At 59.2% G+C, this 18,273-nt stretch carries 18 protein-coding genes; 9 read left to right on the top strand and 9 right to left on the bottom strand.

Annotated features, from left to right (window positions below; genetic code table 11):
* Positions 1-216: 216 nt before the first annotated feature.
* Together AC13RM_RS23500 and AC13RM_RS23495 are read right to left on the bottom strand one after the other, a co-directional pair.
* Positions 217-1,167 (bottom strand): hypothetical protein, encoded by a 951-nt coding sequence (locus AC13RM_RS23500; protein ID WP_374816530.1) that lies wholly within the window; start codon positions 1,165-1,167, stop codon positions 217-219.
* A gap of 38 nt (positions 1,168-1,205) precedes the next feature.
* A complete protein-coding gene (locus AC13RM_RS23495; RefSeq protein ID WP_374816531.1) occupies positions 1,206-1,751 on the bottom strand; it encodes a hypothetical protein in 546 nt (181 codons plus the stop codon).
* Positions 1,752-2,092: 341 nt separating this feature from the next.
* Here AC13RM_RS23495 and AC13RM_RS23490 point away from each other — a divergent pair, with 341 nt between their 5' ends.
* The 3 genes from AC13RM_RS23490 to AC13RM_RS23480 all read left to right on the top strand — a co-directional run bounded on the left by AC13RM_RS23490 (position 2,093) and on the right by AC13RM_RS23480 (position 4,455).
* Positions 2,093-2,260 carry a hypothetical protein gene (locus AC13RM_RS23490; protein ID WP_488555635.1) on the top strand — a complete coding sequence of 56 codons (168 nt, stop codon included), beginning with the start codon at positions 2,093-2,095 and terminating at the stop codon, positions 2,258-2,260.
* Between the two features lie 172 nt (positions 2,261-2,432).
* On the top strand, positions 2,433-3,263 hold the full coding sequence (locus AC13RM_RS23485) for a hypothetical protein (protein WP_374816532.1): 831 nt from the start codon (positions 2,433-2,435) through the stop codon (positions 3,261-3,263).
* Between the two features lie 127 nt (positions 3,264-3,390).
* Positions 3,391-4,455 carry a D-alanine--D-alanine ligase family protein gene (locus AC13RM_RS23480; protein ID WP_488555601.1) on the top strand — a complete coding sequence of 355 codons (1,065 nt, stop codon included), beginning with the start codon at positions 3,391-3,393 and terminating at the stop codon, positions 4,453-4,455.
* A 34-nt stretch (positions 4,456-4,489) separates the two neighbouring features.
* Here the strand turns inward: AC13RM_RS23480 and AC13RM_RS23475 are convergent, their stop codons facing one another.
* Complete coding sequence (locus AC13RM_RS23475; protein WP_004117911.1) at positions 4,490-4,837, bottom strand: CAP-Gly domain-containing protein; 348 nt, start codon at positions 4,835-4,837, stop codon at positions 4,490-4,492.
* A gap of 119 nt (positions 4,838-4,956) precedes the next feature.
* A complete protein-coding gene (locus AC13RM_RS23470) occupies positions 4,957-5,835 on the bottom strand; it encodes an AraC family transcriptional regulator (RefSeq protein WP_374816534.1) in 879 nt (292 codons plus the stop codon).
* Positions 5,836-6,016: 181 nt separating this feature from the next.
* Between AC13RM_RS23470 and AC13RM_RS23465 the strand changes: the two genes are divergently transcribed.
* The 5 genes from AC13RM_RS23465 to AC13RM_RS23445 all read left to right on the top strand — a co-directional run bounded on the left by AC13RM_RS23465 (position 6,017) and on the right by AC13RM_RS23445 (position 10,795).
* Positions 6,017-6,868 carry an oxidoreductase gene (locus AC13RM_RS23465; RefSeq protein ID WP_374816535.1) on the top strand — a complete coding sequence of 284 codons (852 nt, stop codon included), beginning with the start codon at positions 6,017-6,019 and terminating at the stop codon, positions 6,866-6,868.
* A 178-nt stretch (positions 6,869-7,046) separates the two neighbouring features.
* Positions 7,047-8,231: a four-carbon acid sugar kinase family protein gene (locus tag AC13RM_RS23460; RefSeq protein WP_374816536.1), complete on the top strand. Its 1,185-nt coding sequence runs from the start codon at positions 7,047-7,049 to the stop codon at positions 8,229-8,231.
* Entirely contained in the window at positions 8,228-9,241 is a 1,014-nt protein-coding gene (pdxA, locus tag AC13RM_RS23455; protein ID WP_374816537.1) for a 4-hydroxythreonine-4-phosphate dehydrogenase PdxA, read from the top strand. Before AC13RM_RS23460 ends, pdxA begins: the two co-directional genes overlap by 4 nt.
* Before the next feature lie 103 nt (positions 9,242-9,344).
* Positions 9,345-9,818: a VOC family protein gene (locus AC13RM_RS23450; protein WP_113230896.1), complete on the top strand. Its 474-nt coding sequence runs from the start codon at positions 9,345-9,347 to the stop codon at positions 9,816-9,818.
* 233 nt (positions 9,819-10,051) lie between these two features.
* Positions 10,052-10,795: a metallophosphoesterase family protein gene (locus AC13RM_RS23445; RefSeq protein ID WP_285175958.1), complete on the top strand. Its 744-nt coding sequence runs from the start codon at positions 10,052-10,054 to the stop codon at positions 10,793-10,795.
* Between the two features lie 56 nt (positions 10,796-10,851).
* Here AC13RM_RS23445 and AC13RM_RS23440 read toward each other — a convergent pair whose 3' ends face one another.
* The 5 genes from AC13RM_RS23440 to AC13RM_RS23420 all read right to left on the bottom strand — a co-directional run bounded on the left by AC13RM_RS23440 (position 10,852) and on the right by AC13RM_RS23420 (position 17,108).
* Positions 10,852-14,010 (bottom strand): efflux RND transporter permease subunit, encoded by a 3,159-nt coding sequence (locus AC13RM_RS23440; protein ID WP_374816538.1) that lies wholly within the window; start codon positions 14,008-14,010, stop codon positions 10,852-10,854.
* 22 nt (positions 14,011-14,032) lie between these two features.
* A complete protein-coding gene (locus AC13RM_RS23435) occupies positions 14,033-15,181 on the bottom strand; it encodes an efflux RND transporter periplasmic adaptor subunit (RefSeq protein ID WP_374816539.1) in 1,149 nt (382 codons plus the stop codon).
* Positions 15,182-15,241: 60 nt separating this feature from the next.
* On the bottom strand, positions 15,242-15,850 hold the full coding sequence (locus AC13RM_RS23430; RefSeq protein WP_113230899.1) for a TetR/AcrR family transcriptional regulator: 609 nt from the start codon (positions 15,848-15,850) through the stop codon (positions 15,242-15,244).
* Between the two features lie 229 nt (positions 15,851-16,079).
* On the bottom strand, positions 16,080-16,559 hold the full coding sequence (locus tag AC13RM_RS23425; protein ID WP_113230900.1) for a hypothetical protein: 480 nt from the start codon (positions 16,557-16,559) through the stop codon (positions 16,080-16,082).
* A gap of 117 nt (positions 16,560-16,676) precedes the next feature.
* On the bottom strand, positions 16,677-17,108 hold the full coding sequence (locus AC13RM_RS23420; protein WP_004117925.1) for an OsmC family protein: 432 nt from the start codon (positions 17,106-17,108) through the stop codon (positions 16,677-16,679).
* A 356-nt stretch (positions 17,109-17,464) separates the two neighbouring features.
* Here AC13RM_RS23420 and AC13RM_RS23415 point away from each other — a divergent pair, with 356 nt between their 5' ends.
* Entirely contained in the window at positions 17,465-18,259 is a 795-nt protein-coding gene (locus AC13RM_RS23415) for a FadR/GntR family transcriptional regulator (protein WP_374816541.1), read from the top strand.
* The last annotated feature ends 14 nt before the right edge of the window (positions 18,260-18,273 follow it).

Genomic DNA, 18,273 nt, shown 5'->3' with positions numbered 1-18,273 from the left:
ATATGATGAACGGAACATCGTTACAAAAAATCATGCAACCAATTGATTTTATTGATCACATGTAGATTTCAAATCTCTCTAGCAGCACCAGCCCATTCCCCGGAAATCGTTCATTTATTTAGCCTTAGGGCTATTTCAACTACCGTTTCGGTACGCCAGAGCGACAAAACGACCATCGTTTGGAAAATGGCCAGCCTTACCTGAGAGCTAGTGCGCTTAACCGTTATCGTGATCTTCCTCGTCCTCAGAATAACCGGGGTGGCTGTCCCAGTCGCACTCCGCGCAGGACTCGAAATAGGCTCCCTCAGGTGCAATGGCTATGTCAAAGAATGTCCGCAAATTTCGAGAAGCGCATCGCGGACACTGGTCCGTCCGATCATGGCGCTCTCGACTAAGCAGGCACATGTAGTGCCTTACGATTGCGTCCACGGCATCCAGCGCTACCAGCGAGGAAGTCTTGTTCGCGTTCCGATGATGAGTAAGCCAGTTGACGAGAGGCCACGCTTTCTCGACAGCCGCTCTGATGTAGTTCCGAAGTTCGTCGTTCCTCTCGCCGGGGCATAGCTTGCTGGTCAGCAGACGGTTCCAACCGACGACATCCGCGTCCTTCGGCCTCTCGGCCTCGTCAGCGAATTCCACTCTCCTTCTCACGGCTCCGACCAGCGAAATCAGGCATTCGCGGAGCTGCATTCCAACGGATTGAAAATCGACCGCCTCGATTGCCCTCTCAAGCAGTTTTGCCGCTTGTGCTTGGCGTCGGACTACTTCATCGAATGGCGAGGCTTCACCATCGTCATCCTTCTGAGATCGGCTCATTACCCGCATCGTGAGCCCGATGTGAAACGACAGAGTGTAGTCGAGACTTGGGAAATTTTTTTGGGAGTAAAGATTGGTTGGGTGTGTAATTACCCACCAACGCTCTTTGTCCGTATGAACATCCCAAATTTCATACGCATCACCCAGTACGTATTCGGTCTTCACGCGCTCCACGTTCAGCACCGTTTCCTCACCACGAGCCTGGCCCTCGACATAATCTGCAATGTCTCGCTCGGCGTAGAAATCCCGCTCGGGACTATATCGACCGAGTTGGTCGGGCGGTAACGGGTTATCAGGCGGAAGAACGCAATCGTCGCTTTCCAGCTTGTTGTGCTCTGGTTTATCGTTCATGAGTTAGACTAGACAATATCTTGCTCCGCCGTAGCTGGCTAGATTTTCGAGAAATCCAAATATGGACGTATTGCTTCCTTGAATTTCGCCAAACCATCTTCGAAAACCGTCAGTTGGATTCTGTTGGTCTCCAAAAACTGTTCGTTCAAGAAAGCTGGGTCAGACTTGTAGAGCTCGCTATTTTCCTTGAACCCAATGACCTTTGCGGCTTCAGAATTCAGCATCTTTAGCAATTCTTCTATGCCAGATTCCTTCGTGAACAGGAATGCAGACTCTTGATAGGCCATAAAGAAGCGCTGTCGAGCTTCCTTTTGCTCTAGCGTTCCCTCCCATGAAATCATAGCATAATAGAAGTCGAATATGCCGCTGTATAATTTGAAGCGGCGATCGTACAGATCTAGGCGGAGCCTCTCATTCTGGAGTGTGGAATTCCGGCTATGTTGATAGTCCACCAATGCCTTCGCAAATCTGGCATCGATGGCCTTCTGAAGGAGCCAATAAACGAAACCCGCGATTGCTAGTGCGACAACGGCGCCTCCGCCGAGAATTGTCAGAACAAACTTAACACCTTCCCACATTTCCATCTAGCACCCCTGGCAATCGGTTTATGGAATCATCGTCCGCGCGTTATCGCCATTCGCCGTCAGATGACCATAGAAAAACCACCGGTCAACGGGCTGGCAACTTTCGGACGGCTTTTCATCGAGGTGCTCTCAAATGCTGAACAACGCGGATATAGCCTCTCTGAAGCGGCGTAGAGCTCTGTTTTTCAAAACCAAAAAGTTGACGATCGCTCGCGCGACGTATCCTGCTTCTCCAGAAGTCCACTATCGAAAACACTAGCACCCTCACCCCGATTCCGCTGCAATCCCTCGTTAAAACCCTTCTCCCATCACATCCATCCTAGCCCGGGAGAAAAGCCCCAATATCGAAACGACGCGTCGCCGTTCTGTTTGGCGATCAGTCCGCCGAGCATGAGGTTTCCGTCATGTCAGACCGCAATGTCGTCAAGGCGATCGATGGCGCAAGATATGAGATCGTGCCGATCCTGATCGATCGCACCGGGCACTGGCTGATGGCGCTGGAAGGGTAGCACTCCCTTGGCAGGGGAGAGGCCGAGAGTTCAAATCTCCAGCAGCATCAGTTTTCCTCCGGAAATCTCTTAATCCCTTGCGCTCCAGCGTAAAATTGCTCGTTACCTGAACTTGGCGTTTGCGCCATAATACACCAATCAGATTCGTTGCGGCCGAGGATAGAAGTCGATTATGATTGGCGGAGGAGTTCGAGCGATTTTTGAAACGGCCGCTCCGCAAAAGGGAGAACTGCTTTCGGTTGTCCGGCAAAATCGCTCCAATAACCTGATCGTCTACTTCAATTCCTATGGTGCGGAGAATCGCCCCGGCAAACAGCCCGGCAGGCCGTTCGGAACACGGTTCCAGAATTATCGAAAAGTCATCCGCTACGATGCGCATGCCATCTGGTTCGTGGAAGAGAAGGGCTCCTGGTATCTTGAGCATCAGGACCGCATCCTCGACATCCTCACGCGTTACATCGTCGAGCATGGCATCACGGCGATCAAAATGATTGGCTCCAGCGCCGGCGGATACGCGGCGATCAGAATGGGGTTGCTGCTGGATCAACGGCTTGAGCAAAGCGGCAGCGACGCCACGATCCTCTCTTTCGCGATCAATCCCCAGACCGGCTTTCGGCCCGACTTGTTCGCCCGCATCGAAAGGACGACACTGGAAAGCCGCTGGCAGGGTGCGCGACTTGGACAGGATCCCATAGTGCTCGCAAAGGACTATATCGACACCTACGCACACATGCAGATCGATCTCGTCGAGCTGGCGCGAAACTACCCACCGCGAAACGTCGGCATCGTCCTGATGTATGATAACCTCAATCCGATCGAGGCGACCTTCTGTGGCGACCTTGCAGGTATCGATTTCATTCTGCACGTCCCGGCACCGCTTGGTCTAAACCATTTCGATGGAGCAACGAAAATCCTCCTCAACGAATTGTGGCCGATCTTCGATCAAGCTCTGCCTTTCCCCAAATTGGACAATGCGGATGGGGAGCTGCGCGCCCTGACATGATGCGACCTTCGGCACGTACAAATCTGTTCCTGTGACAGCACGCTTCACCCCCTCCCCAATTCCGCTGCAATCTCCCGTTTAAACCCTTCTCCCATCACATCCATCCTGGCCCGGGAGAAAAGCCTCGATGTCGAAACTACGCGTTGCCGTTCTGTTTGGCGGTCAGTCCAGCGAGCATGAGGTTTCCGTCATGTCGGCCCGCAATGTCGTCAAAGCGATCGATGGCGGCAGATATGAGATCGTGCCGATTCTGATCGATCGCGGCGGGCGCTGGCTGCTGGTGGAAGAAAAGGGCGGCGCGCTGCCGGAGCCGATTGCCTATGAGGGCCGGCAAGTCTGCCTGGTTCCGGGCGGCAAGGGACGGCTGCTGGCGCTGGAAGGAACTAGTGCGCGTGAGTTGCCTGCGGTCGATGTGCTGTTTCCGGTGCTGCATGGGCTGAACGGCGAGGATGGCTCCATTCAGGGCCTTGCCCAGATCGTCGGCCTGCCCCTCGTCGGCTGCGGCATTCTGGGCTCGGCCAATGCGATCGACAAGGATATGGCAAAGCGTCTGCTGCGCGAGGCCGGCCTGCCGGTGGCGCGCTCCCTAACGCTGAGGCGCGGCGACAAGCCCGATTTCGATGAGATCGCCGCCACCCTCGGCTCGCCCGTCTTCGTCAAACCCACGCGCCAGGGCTCTTCGGTCGGGGTCAGCAAGGCGCAGGATGCTGCAGCCTTCGAGACAGCGCTTGCCGAGGCCTTCCGGCATGATCGCAAGGTGCTGGTGGAAGAATTCGTGCGCGCCCGCGAGATCGAATACGCCGTGCTGGAGCAGCCGGATGGCACGCTCTTCGTCTCCGTGCCGGGCGAGATCGCGACATCGGCAACGTACGAGCTCTACTCCTACGAGGCGAAATATCTCGACCAGAACGGCGCCGTCGTCACCGTGCCGGCGGATATTCCGGCTGACACGGCAGAGGTGATGAAGCGCATGGCCGCGGATGGCTTTCGCGCGCTCGGATGTGAAGGGCTGGCGCGCGTCGATTTCTTTCTGCGGCCGGATGGCAGCGCCGTCATCAACGAGATCAACACCATGCCCGGCTTCACCAATATCAGCATGTATCCCAAGGCCATGGATGCCTCGGGCATTTCCTATCCGGAGCTTATCAGCCGGCTGATCGAGCACGGGCTGGCGCGGGCGCGGCAGGGATAATCCAAAGGGGCGGCGGGCTTCGGTGCCGCCGCCGTCAGACCTTCTCTGTCTTTTTGGTCTTCACCTTTGGCTCGACAGGCGCATCCGGCGTCGGTGCCAAAAGCTTTCTCAGCGAGGCGATCTTGTCCTTCACCAGCGGGCGGAATCGGCTGGCACGATAGGGCATGTCGGCGGCGCCATAGCCTTCCGGGCCGTCGTCATTGCCGCGATGGATCTCCTCCAGCTTCACACCGATGAAGGTGCCGTCGACATAATGCGTGTATTCGCCGACCCAGCGGATGGTGTAGATCGTCCCCTTGCGGATCAGCTGATCGATGCTGACATGCTTGAATTTGTCATCGATGCAGACGACCTTCTGGCCCACATGGAAATCGTAGCTCACCCTGCCCTCCTTGAAGCGACGAAATATTATGGCCCCTGCCGCTAAGGCAGGAACATGGCCAGATATCGGCAAACCCGGTGCGCTTCACTCTCCAGAGCAAATCATCCGGCAAGTCAAGTTCATCTGCCGCTGAAAAAGGCTGCGTCCATCGCCGGTGGCCGGCCGAACAATTTGCGGTATTCGCGCGTGAACTGCGTCTGGCTGTCATAGCCGACCTCGAATCCGATCTCTCGTGCACTGCCTTCGCGAAGAAGCAGCCGGCGACGCGCCTCCTGCAGCCGGATGAGTGCCCGATATTGCAACGGCGTCATCAATGTCACGGCCTTGAAATGCCGATGCAGCGATGTGGGGCTCATTCCCGCCATGTCAGCCAGTTTGCCGATGCTCATGGCTTCCGCGAAATGGCCCTTGATCCAGTCGGTGACGCGGCCGATCTGCGCCAGATTCGTTCCGTGCGTGGCAAGCTGCCGTAGCATCGGCCCGAGCTCGCCGCGCAGCAGCCGATAGTAGAGTTCAAGCTTGGCAAGCTTTGCCATGATCTCGATATCCTCAGGCGCCTCCAGGCAGGAGACGAGGCGCAATGCGGCGCTCACGATCTCCGGCGTCTGCTGCGACACCGCAATTCCGGCGTGATCGTGAGGCTCCGCCACATGGGCCACCGGAGCTTCCGCAAGAAGCTTTGCGATCTCCTCCCTCTCCAGTTCGAAGGAGAGCGCCAGGTGCGGGCTCGCCGGATCGGCCTGTTCAATCCGTGCAGACACCGGCAGATTGACCGTCGCGATGAAATATTGCGAGGAACCGACGCTGAAAACCCGCTCTCCGAGCCGGATCGTCTTCGTTCCCTGCAACACCATGCAGATTCTCGGGCTGTAAACGGTGTCCGTCGGCAGCGTCGGCTGATCGACCCTATAAAGCGTCAGCCCCTGCACCTCCGTCGTCTGCTTTTGCACGATAGCGTGACGGCTGATCAGCTCTCGCAGCTGCGTCGACGGTTCCATAAATCCGGCTTTCGATGATCGCGGCATTTCTCGCCATCATATCGCCAACAGGCAAAATTGGAAGGATCGTATGAAACTCTGGTCCTTCTGCCCTAACGCTTGGATATCAGTCGCTCCTAAGTTTGCTCAAGGCGATCCTTCGACAGAAGGCAGCCAGAACATGCAAACAAGAGAGCAGAGCATGAGCGACACACCTGTATGGTTTATCACCGGATCATCTGCGGGCCTCGGATTTGAGCTCGCAAAATCCGTACTCGAGCGCGGTTGGCGGGCGGTCGTGACGGCAAGGCGGCCCGAGCAGCTGGAGGCCCTGGTCGCCGAGCACGAAGGACGCGCTCTGGCACTCCGCCTCGATGTTACCGACGTCTCCACGATCCGCACAGCCGTGGCCGATTCCATCGCCGCTTTCGGCCGGATCGACGTGCTCGTCAACAATGCTGGCTATGGCTATCTCGCAGCCATCGAAGAAGGTGACGATGAAGGCATCCGCAAACAGTTCGAAACGAATCTGTTCGGCCTCATCAATGTCACCAAGGAAATATTGCCCGGCATGCGCGCCCGCAGAAAGGGCCATATCGTCAATATCTCGTCCTTGGGCGGCCTGGTCGCATTCGCCGCGACAGGCTATTACCACGCGACGAAGTTTGCCGTGGAGGCGATCTCGGAATCGCTGTCCTACGAGGTTGCACCACTCGGCTTGAAGGTGACGATCGTCGAGCCTAGCGCGTTTCGCACCAATTGGGCCGGAAGCTCGATGGTCGAGTCCCCGATCCAGATCGAGGACTATGACGACACCGCCGGAAAACGCCGCCAATCCACGAAGGCCTCCTCCGGCAACCAGCCCGGCGATCCCGCACGTGCCGCATCAGCAATCATAAAGGCGGTCGAGGCTGACACACCCCCGCTTCGATTGCTGCTGGGCGCCGCAGCGCTTGATATCGCCTATAAGCGCCTCGAAGCGCTGAAAGCGAATTTCGATGCCTGGAAAGATGTGACGCTGAGCGCCGACTTTCCTGACTTGCGGAAGGACTGACATCTCGCAGGCGTGAGCACCGCGCCTGCGAGAACACGACGAATGTCGCCGTCCCGATCAATGAAACGATGACAAAGCAAGCGTTGACAAGGCCTATGGAAGGCTGAAAATTGCGCTTCGTTCAAGCAGCCGTAAGGCCTTGCTTCCATATTCCATACCCGCAAGGCTCGTTGAGTTTATGCCAACCCTCCGCCTCATTGCCGATGATTTGACCGGCGCGCTCGACACCGCCGTCGAATTCGTCGGTGTCTACGGGCCAATCGCGGTGGAGCGCAGCGATGCGCTTTCCGCGAGCCTGCCGGATTGTCTCGCGATCGACAGCGGCACCCGCGAGAAAACGGCCGCCAAAGCGGAGGCGCTCGTCGGCGGCATTGCACCGCTGTTGCAGGGCGCCGATCTCGCCTTCAAGAAGGTGGACAGCCTGTTTCGCGGCCCATGGGCGGTGGAGCTCGAAGCCTGTTTTCGGCTCGGCCATTGGCGGCATTGCATTCTCGCGCCGGCCTTTCCGCATCACGGGCGGCACACGCGCGGCGGACGGCAGGTGCTTTATGCCGGCAAGGATGCCTGGCGCGATGTCAGCGGCGATATCGCCGCACACCTGCGCGCCGAGGGACTACCGGCCTTCAACACGCCGCTCGATAGCCTCGAAAATCAGCCCATTCCGGATGGCATCCATGTTTTCGATGCCCATACGGATGAGGATCTGGATGCCATCATCGCATGGGTATCGTCGCAGCTGGAAGGGCCGGTCCTCTGGAGCGGCACCGGCGGCCTCGCCCGCGCTCTGGCGCGCAATATCGAGCTGGCAACGCCCCATCTGCCCCGCACCAAAAAGGATAAAGGCGAACGCCACCCGACGCCATCCGTCCCCATCTCGCGCAAGTTGCAAAGGCCGGTGCTTGGCCTGTTCGGCTCCGACCAGCCGATCACGCTGGCGCAGCTCCAGGCTTGTGGCCCCAATTGGCTGAAACTTGCGGAGGGCGGTGATGCCAGTGCCATTGACCAACAAATCCGGCAAAGCGGCGTGGCCATGGTGAGCCTCGACCTGCCGACCGGGCTTGAACGCGATGATGCTGCAAGGCGGATCGCGGCGAGCTTCGGTGGCATGGCTAAGGTGCTGCCGGCCCCAGGCACGTTGATCGTTGCCGGCGGCGAGACCCTGCGCAATCTCTGTTCGGCGCTCGATGTGACAGCTCTCAGCATCACCGGCCAGGCAGCACCGGGCCTGCCCCGCTCGACGATCGTCGGCGGCCGTTGGGAGGGTACGACGGTCATCTCAAAGTCAGGCGCATTCGGCGGCCCCACCCTATGGCGCGATCTCTTGAGTGAAAACGGGCTGATTGCCGGAGGAGAAGAACCATGACGCGGCACCTCGCAATCACCATGGGCGATCCCGCCGGCATCGGCCCGGAAATCATCGTCAAGGCAGCAGCCCGCCTGAAGGATCAGCTTGATAAAGGTAAGTTAAAACTTACAATTATCGGCAGCGGCCCAGCCCTGCGGCTTGCCGAGCAGCAGCTTAGCCTCGACATCGCAATCCCGGAAGCTGAGATGGGGGGCGACTGGCCGAACCTCTGCTTCATTCAGGCGGATGCCGAGGGCGAACCGATCCTGCCGGGCCGGCTTTCTGCAGACGGTGGACGTATGGCGTTCAAGGCGATCGAAAAGGGCGTTCAGCTCGCGCTATCGGGCAAGGTCGGCGGCATCGTCACCGCACCGCTCAACAAGGAAGCCCTCAACAAGGCCGGCTTCCACTATGCCGGCCATACCGAACTTTTAGCCGAACTGACAGGCGCGCGCGGCTCGGTGATGATGCTCGCCCATGGCAATATGCGTGTGAGCCACGTCACCACCCATGTCGCGCTGGAGGATGTGCCGAAGCGGCTTACGCCAGAGCGGCTGCGGCTCGTGATCGATCTGACCGACAAGGCGCTCAAGAATCTCGGCATCGCCAGCCCGAAGATCGCCGTGGCAGCGCTCAATCCGCATGCCGGCGAAGGCGGGCTCTTCGGCCGGCAGGATATCGATATTTCCGCGCCGACCATTGCCAAGGCGATGTCCGATGGGCTCGATATCGTCGGCCCCGTTCCCGGCGATACGGTTTTCGTCAAGCTGCGCGCCGGCCAGTACGACGCGGTCATCGCCATGTATCACGATCAGGGCCACATCCCTGTGAAGTTGCTGGGTTTCGAGATCGATCCCGCGACCGGCAAATGGATGGATCTATCCGGCGTCAACATTACGCTGGGCCTGCCGATCGTGCGCACCTCCGTCGATCACGGCACCGCCTTTGATATCGCCGGCAAGGGCATCGCCAATGAACGCAGCCTGATCGAGGCGATCGAATTCGCCGAAAGGCTGGCGGCAGGCTGACGCTTTGGTTCAACCTCGCATGATTGCGGAAAAATTCCTCAACCCTGTCGGCCTTGCCGCTCCCCTTTCGTCCTTAGGGTATTCAACGAGAGAGGAGCATCCAATGTCCAAGATTGCCCCATGCCTGTGGTTTGCGCGGGAAGCCGAGGAAGCTGCGAATTTCTATGTCTCGCTCTTCCCGGATTCCCGGATCGATCACGTCCAGAAGAACATTGTCGACATGCCCTCCGGCAAGCCCGATGAGGTTCTGGTCGTTACTTTCACGCTCGCCGGCCAGCGCTTCATGGCACTGAACGGCGGCGACCGCATCGAATACAATCATGCGATCTCGCTGGAGGTGGATTGCGCCGACCAGGCTGAGGTCGACCGCCTTTGGGACGGTCTCGTCGATGGCGGCACGCCGGTGCATTGTGGTTGGGTGACGGATCGCTACGGTGTCTACTGGCAGGTCGTGCCGACGGTGCTCCGCAAGTATATCGCCGATCCGGATCCGGTAAAGGCTGCCCGCGTCATGCGAGCCTGGATGGGCATGGTCAAGCTCGACATTGCCGGGCTCGAAGCCGCCTATCGCGGTTAAGCATCATAACCATTCGGCAGGTTGCATAAGGCGCTACCTCCCAAAGATAATGCTGAATCTTTCTGAAAATTCAACGGTTCAGACCAATGCCTGCGCTCGTAAGACTTGCGGCGGATCGACGCTTGGAATACCGTCCATATAGGCCCGCCGAAGGCGGGTTTCTCGATACCATGTCAAGCAATTGGACTGCCGCGGGCGTTCAGGCACGACCCGGCAGGAAACGGGTCGATTTCATGCAGCATCGACGAGACCGCATCGACCTCACCGGACGTGATTACACCGCGATCTACGCCTTAAGCGACATCCATGGCTGCTATGATGAGATGGTAGAGGCCGAAGGGCGCATCACAGCGGATGCCCGCAGCCTTCCCGGCCGAAAACTGCTGATGTATCTCGGCGATTATGTCGATCGCGGCCCACGTTCCAGCGATGTCCTGGCGCATCTCAGCGCACTGCCGCCCGAAGGCTTCGATCGCTATGCGCTTTGCGGCAATCATGATGACGTCTTCCTGCGTTTTCTGGACGATCCCGATACCAACATCCATTGGCTGGAGTTCGGTGCCTTGCCGACGCTCGCATCCTACGGCATCGATGCCAGACACATGCTTTTCGACCTGGGCTATAGCGTCGAGGAGTTGCGCAACATGACGCTTAAGGCGATGCCGGCAGCGCATGTCGACCTGCTGCGTTCGCTGGCTGCAGCTGTTACTTTCGGCTCGATACTCTTCGTTCATGCCGGCATCATACCCGGCCTCCCTCTCAGTGAGCAGACGGATGAAGATCTGATGTGGATTCGCGAGCCGTTCCTGTCGGGCGGACCGCAATTGCCGCTGCTGGTGGTCCACGGCCACACGCCGGCTTCGCATCCCGTTTTTGGTCTCAGTCGCATCGGTATCGATACGGCCGTTTCCATGGGCGGAACGCTGTCGATCCTCAAGATCGCCGAAGGTAAACAGACGATCCTGCTGCCGATCTGAGCGGTTCAAACAAATATCCCGGCTCGAAGCCGGGATATTTGTTTCTTTCAGACCTTTTACTCCGCCGCCACTGCCGGCGGCAGCTGGATCGTATTCTGCTCCTCTTCGTCGGCCTGCTCCTTGGCCGGCGGCTCGGCCGACTTGTTCTTCGGATCGCGGCCGAAGAACAGGGCGTAGCCGGCTGGCAGCACGAAGATCGTCAGCACGGTCGCAACCAGAATGCCGCCCATCATGGCGTAGGCGAGCGGCCCCCAGAAGACACCGCGCGAGATCGGGATCAGCGCCAGCACGGCCGTCAGCGCGGTTAGCATGATCGGCCGGAAACGACGCACGGCAGAACCGATGATCGCTTCCTTCCGGTCCATGCCCGCCGCGATATCCTGGTCGATCTGGTCGACGAGAATGATCGAGTTGCGAATGATGATGCCGAGCAGAGCGATAACGCCGAGGATCGCGACGAAGCCAAAGGGTGCACCGCTGATCAGGAGGGCACCCGCCGCACCGATGATGCCGAGCGGGCCGGTCGCCAGCACCAGCATCGCCTTGCCGAAGTGCTGCAGCTGCGCCATCAGCAGCACGACGATGATGACGAGCATGATCGGCGCCTTGGCGGCGATCGAGGCTTGGCTTTCGGCACTGTCCTCGGCGCCGCCCTGGATCTCGATCTTGTAGCCAGCCGGCAGGCTGTTCCTCAGATCAGCCATGTCGTTGTAGAGCTTGGCTGTCACGTCGTTCGACTGCACGTTATCAGGCAAGGTTGCCCGCACGCTGATCGTCGGCAGACGATCGCGGCGCCACTCGATGCTCTGCTCCATGACAGGCACGATCTTGGCAACCTGCGACAGCGGCACGAACCCACCGGAGTCCGTGGGAATATAGACCGAGTTCACGGAGGTCAGCAGGTGACGGCTTGCCTCCGGCTCGCGGGCAACGATCCCCACGGTTTCTTCGCCTTCGCGATAATTGTCGAGGGTAACGCCGGACATCGATGCCTGCAGCATCTGGCGGATGCGCTGCGAGGTGACGCCGAGAGCCCGGGCACGGTCCTGATCGATCACCAGCTTCATGGCCGGCACCGGCTCGAGCCAGTCGTCATGGATGGCGCCGAGCAGCGGGTTCTGGGTAAAGCGCTGCTTCACCTCGTCGGCAATGCGGCGAACCTCCTGCCGGTCAGGCCCCATGACGCGCAGCTGCACGGGCCAGCCGGTGGGCGGACCGAGGAACAGGCGGTCGACCTTGCCGCGGACGGACGGGAAATCTGCCGCCAGGATGCCGCGCATCTTGGTGATCAGCCGCTCGCGGGCCGGCTCGTCCTTGGCCATAACCAGCATCTGAGCATAGTTCGGGTTCGTCAGCTGCTGATCGAGCGGCAGGAAGAAGCGCGGCGCGCCCTGCCCGACATAGGTGGCGATGAAACGCTTGTCGGAGTCATCGGCCATGCGTGCCTCGAGGGCCTGTGCCTGCCGCTCGACTTCCTTGATGCTGGTGCCTTCAGGCAGCCACAAGTCCACAAGGATTTCCGGGCGCGACGACTGCGGGAAGAAGTTCTGCGGAATGAACTGGAAGGACCAGAGGCTGCCGACGAAGGCGGCAAGAGTCAGCAGCAGAACGATGACGCGGTGGCGTACGGCCCAGGCGACGGAAGAGTGCAGACGACGATAGAATCGCGTGTCGAACACATCATGATGCTCACCGGCATGATGGCGCTGTTTGAGGATCATGTAGCCGAGCCATGGCGTGAAATAGACTGCCACGAACCAGGAGACCACAAGCGCGATGCCGACGACGTAAAACAGCGTGCGGACATATTCGCCTGCTGTCGATGCCGCAAAGCCCACCGGGATGAAGCCGGCGGTGGTGATCAGCGTGCCAGTCAGCATCGGGAAGGCGGTGGAGGAATAGGCGAAGCTGGCAGCATCGAGCTTTACGAGCCCCTCTTCCAGCTTACGCTCCATGAGCTCGACCACAATCATGGCGTCGTCGACCAGCAGGCCGAGCGCGATGATGAGGGCGCCGAGCGAAATCCGCTGCAGGTCGATGCCGAACTCATACATGATGGCGAAGGTCGCGGCCAGCACCAGCGGAATGGCGATGGCGATCACGAGGCCGGAACGCCAGCCGATCGACAGGAACGAGACGATCAGCACGATGACGAGAGCTTCGCCCAGCGCATGCATGAATTCGCTGATTGCGTCGGTGACGACATCAGGCTGGTTGGCGATCTGATCGACCTGAACGCCGATCGGCAGCGAGGCCTCGAATCGCTTGTAGGTTTCCTCAACCGATTTGCCGACATCGGTCACCTTGAAGCCCGGAGCCATGACGACGCCGAGCTGCACGCTCGGATGGCCGTTGAAGAGGAACTTGGCGGTATAAGGGTCTTGCAGCCCGGCGGTGACGGTAGCGATATCGCCGAGACGGGTTACCTGGCCGCCGGCGTTGAGCCGCAGGTTCTTGATATCCTCGATCTTGTTGACGTCACCCTCGACCGAGATGCGCACCGAGCGGGTGCTGGTATCGACATTACCGGCCGGATCGACGTTGTTCTGGCCGATAATGGCGTTCTTCAAGTCGGTGAGCGTCAGCCCACGCTCGGCCAGAACCTTGGAGGAGACATCGATATAGATCTGCTCCGCCTGGTCACCGATGATGGTCGCCTTCTCGACACCGGGCGTCGAAAGCAGCATGTCGCGGGCCTGGATGGCGAATTTCTTCAGCTCCGGATAGGTATAGCCGTCGCCGCTGATCGAATGCAGCGTGATGAAGGTATCGCCGAATTCATCGTTGAAATAGGGGCCGAGCAGGCCGGACGGCAGTTCGTTGCCGATATCGCCCACTTTCTTGCGGATCTGGTAGAAGGCGTCCTTCACCTCGGCGGTATTGGTATCGCCCTTGATCTGGATGGTGGTGATTGCAAAGCCGGCGCGGGTATAGGATTTGACCCAATCGAGATGCGGCGTTTCCTGCAGCTTGCGCTCGATCTTGTTGACCACCTGGTCTTCCATGTCTTGCAGGGAGGCGCCGGGCCAGACGGTCTGCACGACCATGACGCGGAAGGTGAAATCCGGATCTTCCTTCTGACCCATATGGGTCAGGCCGAGCGCACCGGCGATGATGATTAGCCCGAACAGAAAACGAGCGATACTGGGATGAGCGATCGCCCAGCGCGACAGGTTGAAGCGCTTCCTCTCGCCGGAGGTGCTGTTGATGGACATGGTGTCGTCCCTTCGATCCGGATCAGCGTACGATATCCGCCGAGGCGGCTTTGGTTTCAGCGGAGGCTTGCTGGGTTGTGGCACCAGAAAGCTTGACCTTCATGTTTTCGCTCATGAACTGAGTGCCGGCTGCAACGACGACATCGCCGGTCTTGAGGCCATCGGCCACGCGCACGCCGTCATCGGAAAAGTCCGCGACCTTGATGGCGCGGGAATGCACGGTGCCGGCACTGCGATCGACCAGCCAGACGATCTGCTGCCCATCCCTCTGCGCGAGCGCGCTCAGCGGAATGGAAACAAAAGGCTGCGTATTGTCGGCAAGCGCCTCGATCGTTGCAGTCATGCCAAGGAGAACGCGCGGATCGTTCGGCACGCTTACACGCACCGCGAAGGTGCGCGACTGATCGGCGCTTCCGGAGACTTCCCGCACCTTTCCATTGAGCACGAGGGCCGCGTCGGACCAGAAGCGCGCCTTGACGTCCTTGCCGACTTTGAACTGGGCGATGTCCATTTCCGGGACAGCGACCTGCACTTCCTTCTCGCCATCGACGGCAACGGTGATGACAGGTGTGCCGGAACTGACCACCTGGCCGACATCGGCATTGATTGCGGTCACGATACCGTTCATGTCGGAGGTCAGGTCGGCATAGGCGACCTGGTTCTTGGCTTCGGTCAGAGCCGAGACAGCAGAATCCCGGGTCGAGACGGCCTGCTCATAGGAAAGCTCCGCCTGCTCGAGCTGCGACTTGGAAGTGACGTTTTTGTCGAAGAGCGTCTTCGCACGCGTGCGGGCAAGCTCGGTCGTCTGCACCTGCTTTTCGGCCGCATCCAGATCGGCCTGCGAACGGCGCACGGCAAGAACATAATCGGTCGCGTCCATACGGGCGATCACATCGCCGGGCTTTACTCTCTGGCCGATATCTACCTTGCGCTCGACGATCTTGCCATTGACGCGAAAACCAAGATTCATCTCCGTCCGCGCACGGACGGCGCCTGAGTAATCAAGCTTGCGCGTCGTGTCTGCCTCGGCGATTTCGACGACCTTGACCGGCCGGACCACCTCCGCCGTCTCTTCCTTCTTCTCATTGCAGCCCGAGAGCCCAAGCCCGAAAGCGGCAAAGAGAGCCGCACCAGCAATGGTCCGTAAGGTGTTGGTCGTTAGCGAAACCATGTCGCTCTCCTGAAATCGAACAAAAAGTGGGAACACGCCGGCCATCCGGTGCGTGCATTGCTATTTCTTCAAAGCCCTGATGACGAATTCGATGATATCCTCGGGCTTGGCCTGGTATGTCTTGCCAAGGCACTGCGCCACCATTTGCGGATGACAGAGATCGACGGTCGCCGCACCGAAGCACTTGGCTGCAATACCCGGATCCTGTTCGGCGAACTCGCCAGCGGCAATCCCCTCGGCGATGATCTCGGCGACCAGATCCTGGCTACGTTCGATATGTTTTTCGATGACATGCCAGTCCCGCTCTATGGCGACAATGACCATCTCGTGAACCTTCTGCTCGTCGAGCATGGCCTCCAGGGTCATCCTATATTGGGCCATGAGATAAGCCCGCAGCCGCTCGGTTGCGCTGATCGGCTGATTGCGGATGGCGAGGGCCATCTGGTAACTCTGGCCGAGCATACGCCCACAGATAGCCTGGTGGATTTCCGTCTTGGAGCCGAAAAAGCGGTAGATATTTGCCGTCGACATGCCGAGATCTCGGGCGATATCGGCGACGTTCGTCTTGCTGTAGCCATAGTGGCGAAACAGCTTTTCGGCGGCGTCGAGGATGCGCGTGATGTTTTCCTGGCGGGCAGGATCGGCGCTAACGTCGGAAAGATCGAGCATGAGCAGGCCTGATGGTTTACGAGTGACGATTTTCAATTTTCGTCACTCGTAAACCATCAGAGCGCCGATGTCAATGAAGCCGGCCACAACTTGGGCGGCTTTTAGATGCTATTGAATAAACCGAGGATGCGCCGAACTACTTGAAACAAGAGTTAAATCATCGACAACGCTCCTGGCGGAACGCAGCGAAAGTGTCCGGCATTTTGTCGCAGCAGCGAAAGTCGCCTGCTCAGGCGCTCATAAGCGTCGGATGAAAACGGCGAAGGCTGAAAAAGCCGACGAACACAATCACCACCAAAAGTGCCACCTGGGCCGCGAGAATCGGCGGTTCGTTCCCGGTGGGCGCGAGCGCATTGAGCGCAGGTATCTTCTGGAACGATTGAATGATGAGCACCAGACAGTTGAAGAACAACAGCACGAGCGCGCCGACCACGAAGACGGCACGCCATATGCCGGCAAGGTGAAATGTGTAACGCGCCAGCGCCGTCGGAATGAAGATCAGCAGACAGATGATGCCGACGATGATCGCCGGCGTCACGCCATGAAACGCGAACAGAAAACCCGTCAAGCTGGTGAGAGCCGTCGTCAGCATATAGACGAGCGTCGAGCGGTTATGACGGTCGGCAGTGAGAAAGCCGTAGGCTACCACGATGCCGCTGATGATGGCGATCAAGCTGATGACGACGTGAATCAAAAGAATTCCAGACATTCGCCCCTCCAAGTGAGCATTGCATTCCGATGGAAATGACAGCCCAATGCCCCGAATGCGGAATATATACGAAACGCGCCGCGCCAGCCAGCGCGACGCGAACGGCCGAGAGACGGCTTAAGCGGCGTGAACTTCCAGCGATATCGGAACGGAGGCAAGCGCCTTGGAAACCGGGCAACCGGCTTTCGCCTTGTTGGCAAGCTCGGTGAAGGTCGCTTCATCGGCGCCAGGCACCTTGCCGGTCAGCGTCAGGTGGATGGCGGTGATGGCGAACCCGCCTTCGACGCTTTCAAGCGTCACCTTGGCCGTCGTCTCCATGCTTTCGGCAGTGAAGCCGGCTTCATTGAGGATCAGCGACAAGGCCATGGTGAAGCAGCCGGCATGCGCCGCGCCGATCAGCTCTTCCGGATTGGTGCCGGCAACGCCTTCGAAGCGGCTGGCAAAACCGTAAGGATAATGATTGAGCGCGCCGCTCTGCGTCGAAATCTGACCCTTGCCGTCCTTCAAGCCACCGGACCATTGAGCCGAACCTGTGCGATTGATCTGCATGTCGTTCTCCTTGTCGTTGAATGAACTTAGGGGAGACGGAACCGTCTCCCGGCGATGATCGGCGGCAAGCGGCTTGGCCGCCTGCATCGTCACCATAGTCCTTCTATCCGTCGAAGACGACGCCGCCGTAACAGCAGCGAGGCCGATTTCGAAAAGCACGGGACGAGGGATTGTTCCCGGACAGCGTTACCGAGGCCTTTTAAATCATCATACAAGCGTATTGCCAATGTATGATGATTCCCGTATTGTCGCATTCGCATAGTCGCGAAGCGCGTAAGGCATCGCCCGCATGGAAGCCCTCTCGTCGAAAGAGAAGGTATTCAGGAAAGCATGCGAAACGGTGCGGAGGAGATAGGGTGGAATCGCTCGAAAGACAGGAGCACGACTCATCGGCTCAGCCTGGCCGCCGTCCGCGCGTGCGCAGAAACGTGACAGCGGCCATCGCGGAAGACATCTGCGCCGAACGCTATCCCTCCGGCTCGACCCTGCCGCGCGAAAACGATCTCTGCGAAATGTACGGCGTCAGCCGCACGGTCGTTCGCGAATCCCTCAAGGTGCTGGAGTCCAAGGGCCTCGTGCGCGGCAAGCCGCGCATCGGCACCATGGTCTGCGACAAGGACGACTGGAACATTCTCGACCAGGATGTGCTGGAATGGATGGGGCCCTATATCGCCGATTTCGATATTCTCGGCTCCATCCTTGAAGCGCGCCGCACCATAGAACCCGCGGCCGCAGAATACGCGGCCGAGCGCGCTACGGCTCGCGAAATTGCCGACCTGGAGAGCGCATGGCAGCAGATGCGCGACAGCGGCAATGATCCGGAGGGCTTTACCGAGGCCGACGTGACATTCCACAAGCTGCTGCTCAGCGCCAGCCACAATCAGGTGTTCCGGCGCCTCTCCAGCGCCATGCATGCCGGCCTCAAATATGCGCTTCACGCCTCCAACGTCGCCGCCGACAGCCGTGACGAAGCAATCGCCGTTCACGGCGAACTCGTGGAAGCGCTGCGCCTGCGCGACCGCGATGCCGCACGCATCTGCGCTCACCATATGCTCGATCTTGCCGCCCGCGATCTCGCCGTCGAACGACGGCTGGACAAAGGCCGGAAAACAAATCCCGAAACCCCGAGATCTGCGGCCTCGCGCCGCTGACCCAACCCAAAGCC

Source organism: Martinezella sp. CNPSo 3732 (genome assembly GCF_057784515.1).
Note: the sequence above shows the minus strand (reverse complement) of the source record. Positions and strands in the feature narration are given on the sequence as shown.

Excerpts from the sequence above, each read along its gene's own strand:
- AC13RM_RS23500 (WP_374816530.1), bottom strand. The coding sequence starts at position 1,167 with ATGAACGATAAACCAGAGCACAACAAGCTGGAAAGCGACGATTGCGTT.
- AC13RM_RS23495 (WP_374816531.1), bottom strand. The coding sequence starts at position 1,751 with ATGGAAATGTGGGAAGGTGTTAAGTTTGTTCTGACAATTCTCGGCGGA.
- AC13RM_RS23485 (WP_374816532.1), top strand. The coding sequence starts at position 2,433 with ATGATTGGCGGAGGAGTTCGAGCGATTTTTGAAACGGCCGCTCCGCAA.
- AC13RM_RS23480 (WP_488555601.1), top strand. The coding sequence starts at position 3,391 with ATGTCGAAACTACGCGTTGCCGTTCTGTTTGGCGGTCAGTCCAGCGAG.
- AC13RM_RS23470 (WP_374816534.1), bottom strand. The coding sequence starts at position 5,835 with ATGGAACCGTCGACGCAGCTGCGAGAGCTGATCAGCCGTCACGCTATC.
- AC13RM_RS23465 (WP_374816535.1), top strand. The coding sequence starts at position 6,017 with ATGAGCGACACACCTGTATGGTTTATCACCGGATCATCTGCGGGCCTC.
- AC13RM_RS23460 (WP_374816536.1), top strand. The coding sequence starts at position 7,047 with ATGCCAACCCTCCGCCTCATTGCCGATGATTTGACCGGCGCGCTCGAC.
- pdxA (WP_374816537.1), top strand. The coding sequence starts at position 8,228 with ATGACGCGGCACCTCGCAATCACCATGGGCGATCCCGCCGGCATCGGC.
- AC13RM_RS23450 (WP_113230896.1), top strand. The coding sequence starts at position 9,345 with ATGTCCAAGATTGCCCCATGCCTGTGGTTTGCGCGGGAAGCCGAGGAA.
- AC13RM_RS23445 (WP_285175958.1), top strand. The coding sequence starts at position 10,052 with ATGCAGCATCGACGAGACCGCATCGACCTCACCGGACGTGATTACACC.
- AC13RM_RS23440 (WP_374816538.1), bottom strand. The coding sequence starts at position 14,010 with ATGTCCATCAACAGCACCTCCGGCGAGAGGAAGCGCTTCAACCTGTCG.
- AC13RM_RS23435 (WP_374816539.1), bottom strand. The coding sequence starts at position 15,181 with ATGGTTTCGCTAACGACCAACACCTTACGGACCATTGCTGGTGCGGCT.
- AC13RM_RS23430 (WP_113230899.1), bottom strand. The coding sequence starts at position 15,850 with ATGCTCGATCTTTCCGACGTTAGCGCCGATCCTGCCCGCCAGGAAAAC.
- AC13RM_RS23425 (WP_113230900.1), bottom strand. The coding sequence starts at position 16,559 with ATGTCTGGAATTCTTTTGATTCACGTCGTCATCAGCTTGATCGCCATC.
- AC13RM_RS23420 (WP_004117925.1), bottom strand. The coding sequence starts at position 17,108 with ATGCAGATCAATCGCACAGGTTCGGCTCAATGGTCCGGTGGCTTGAAG.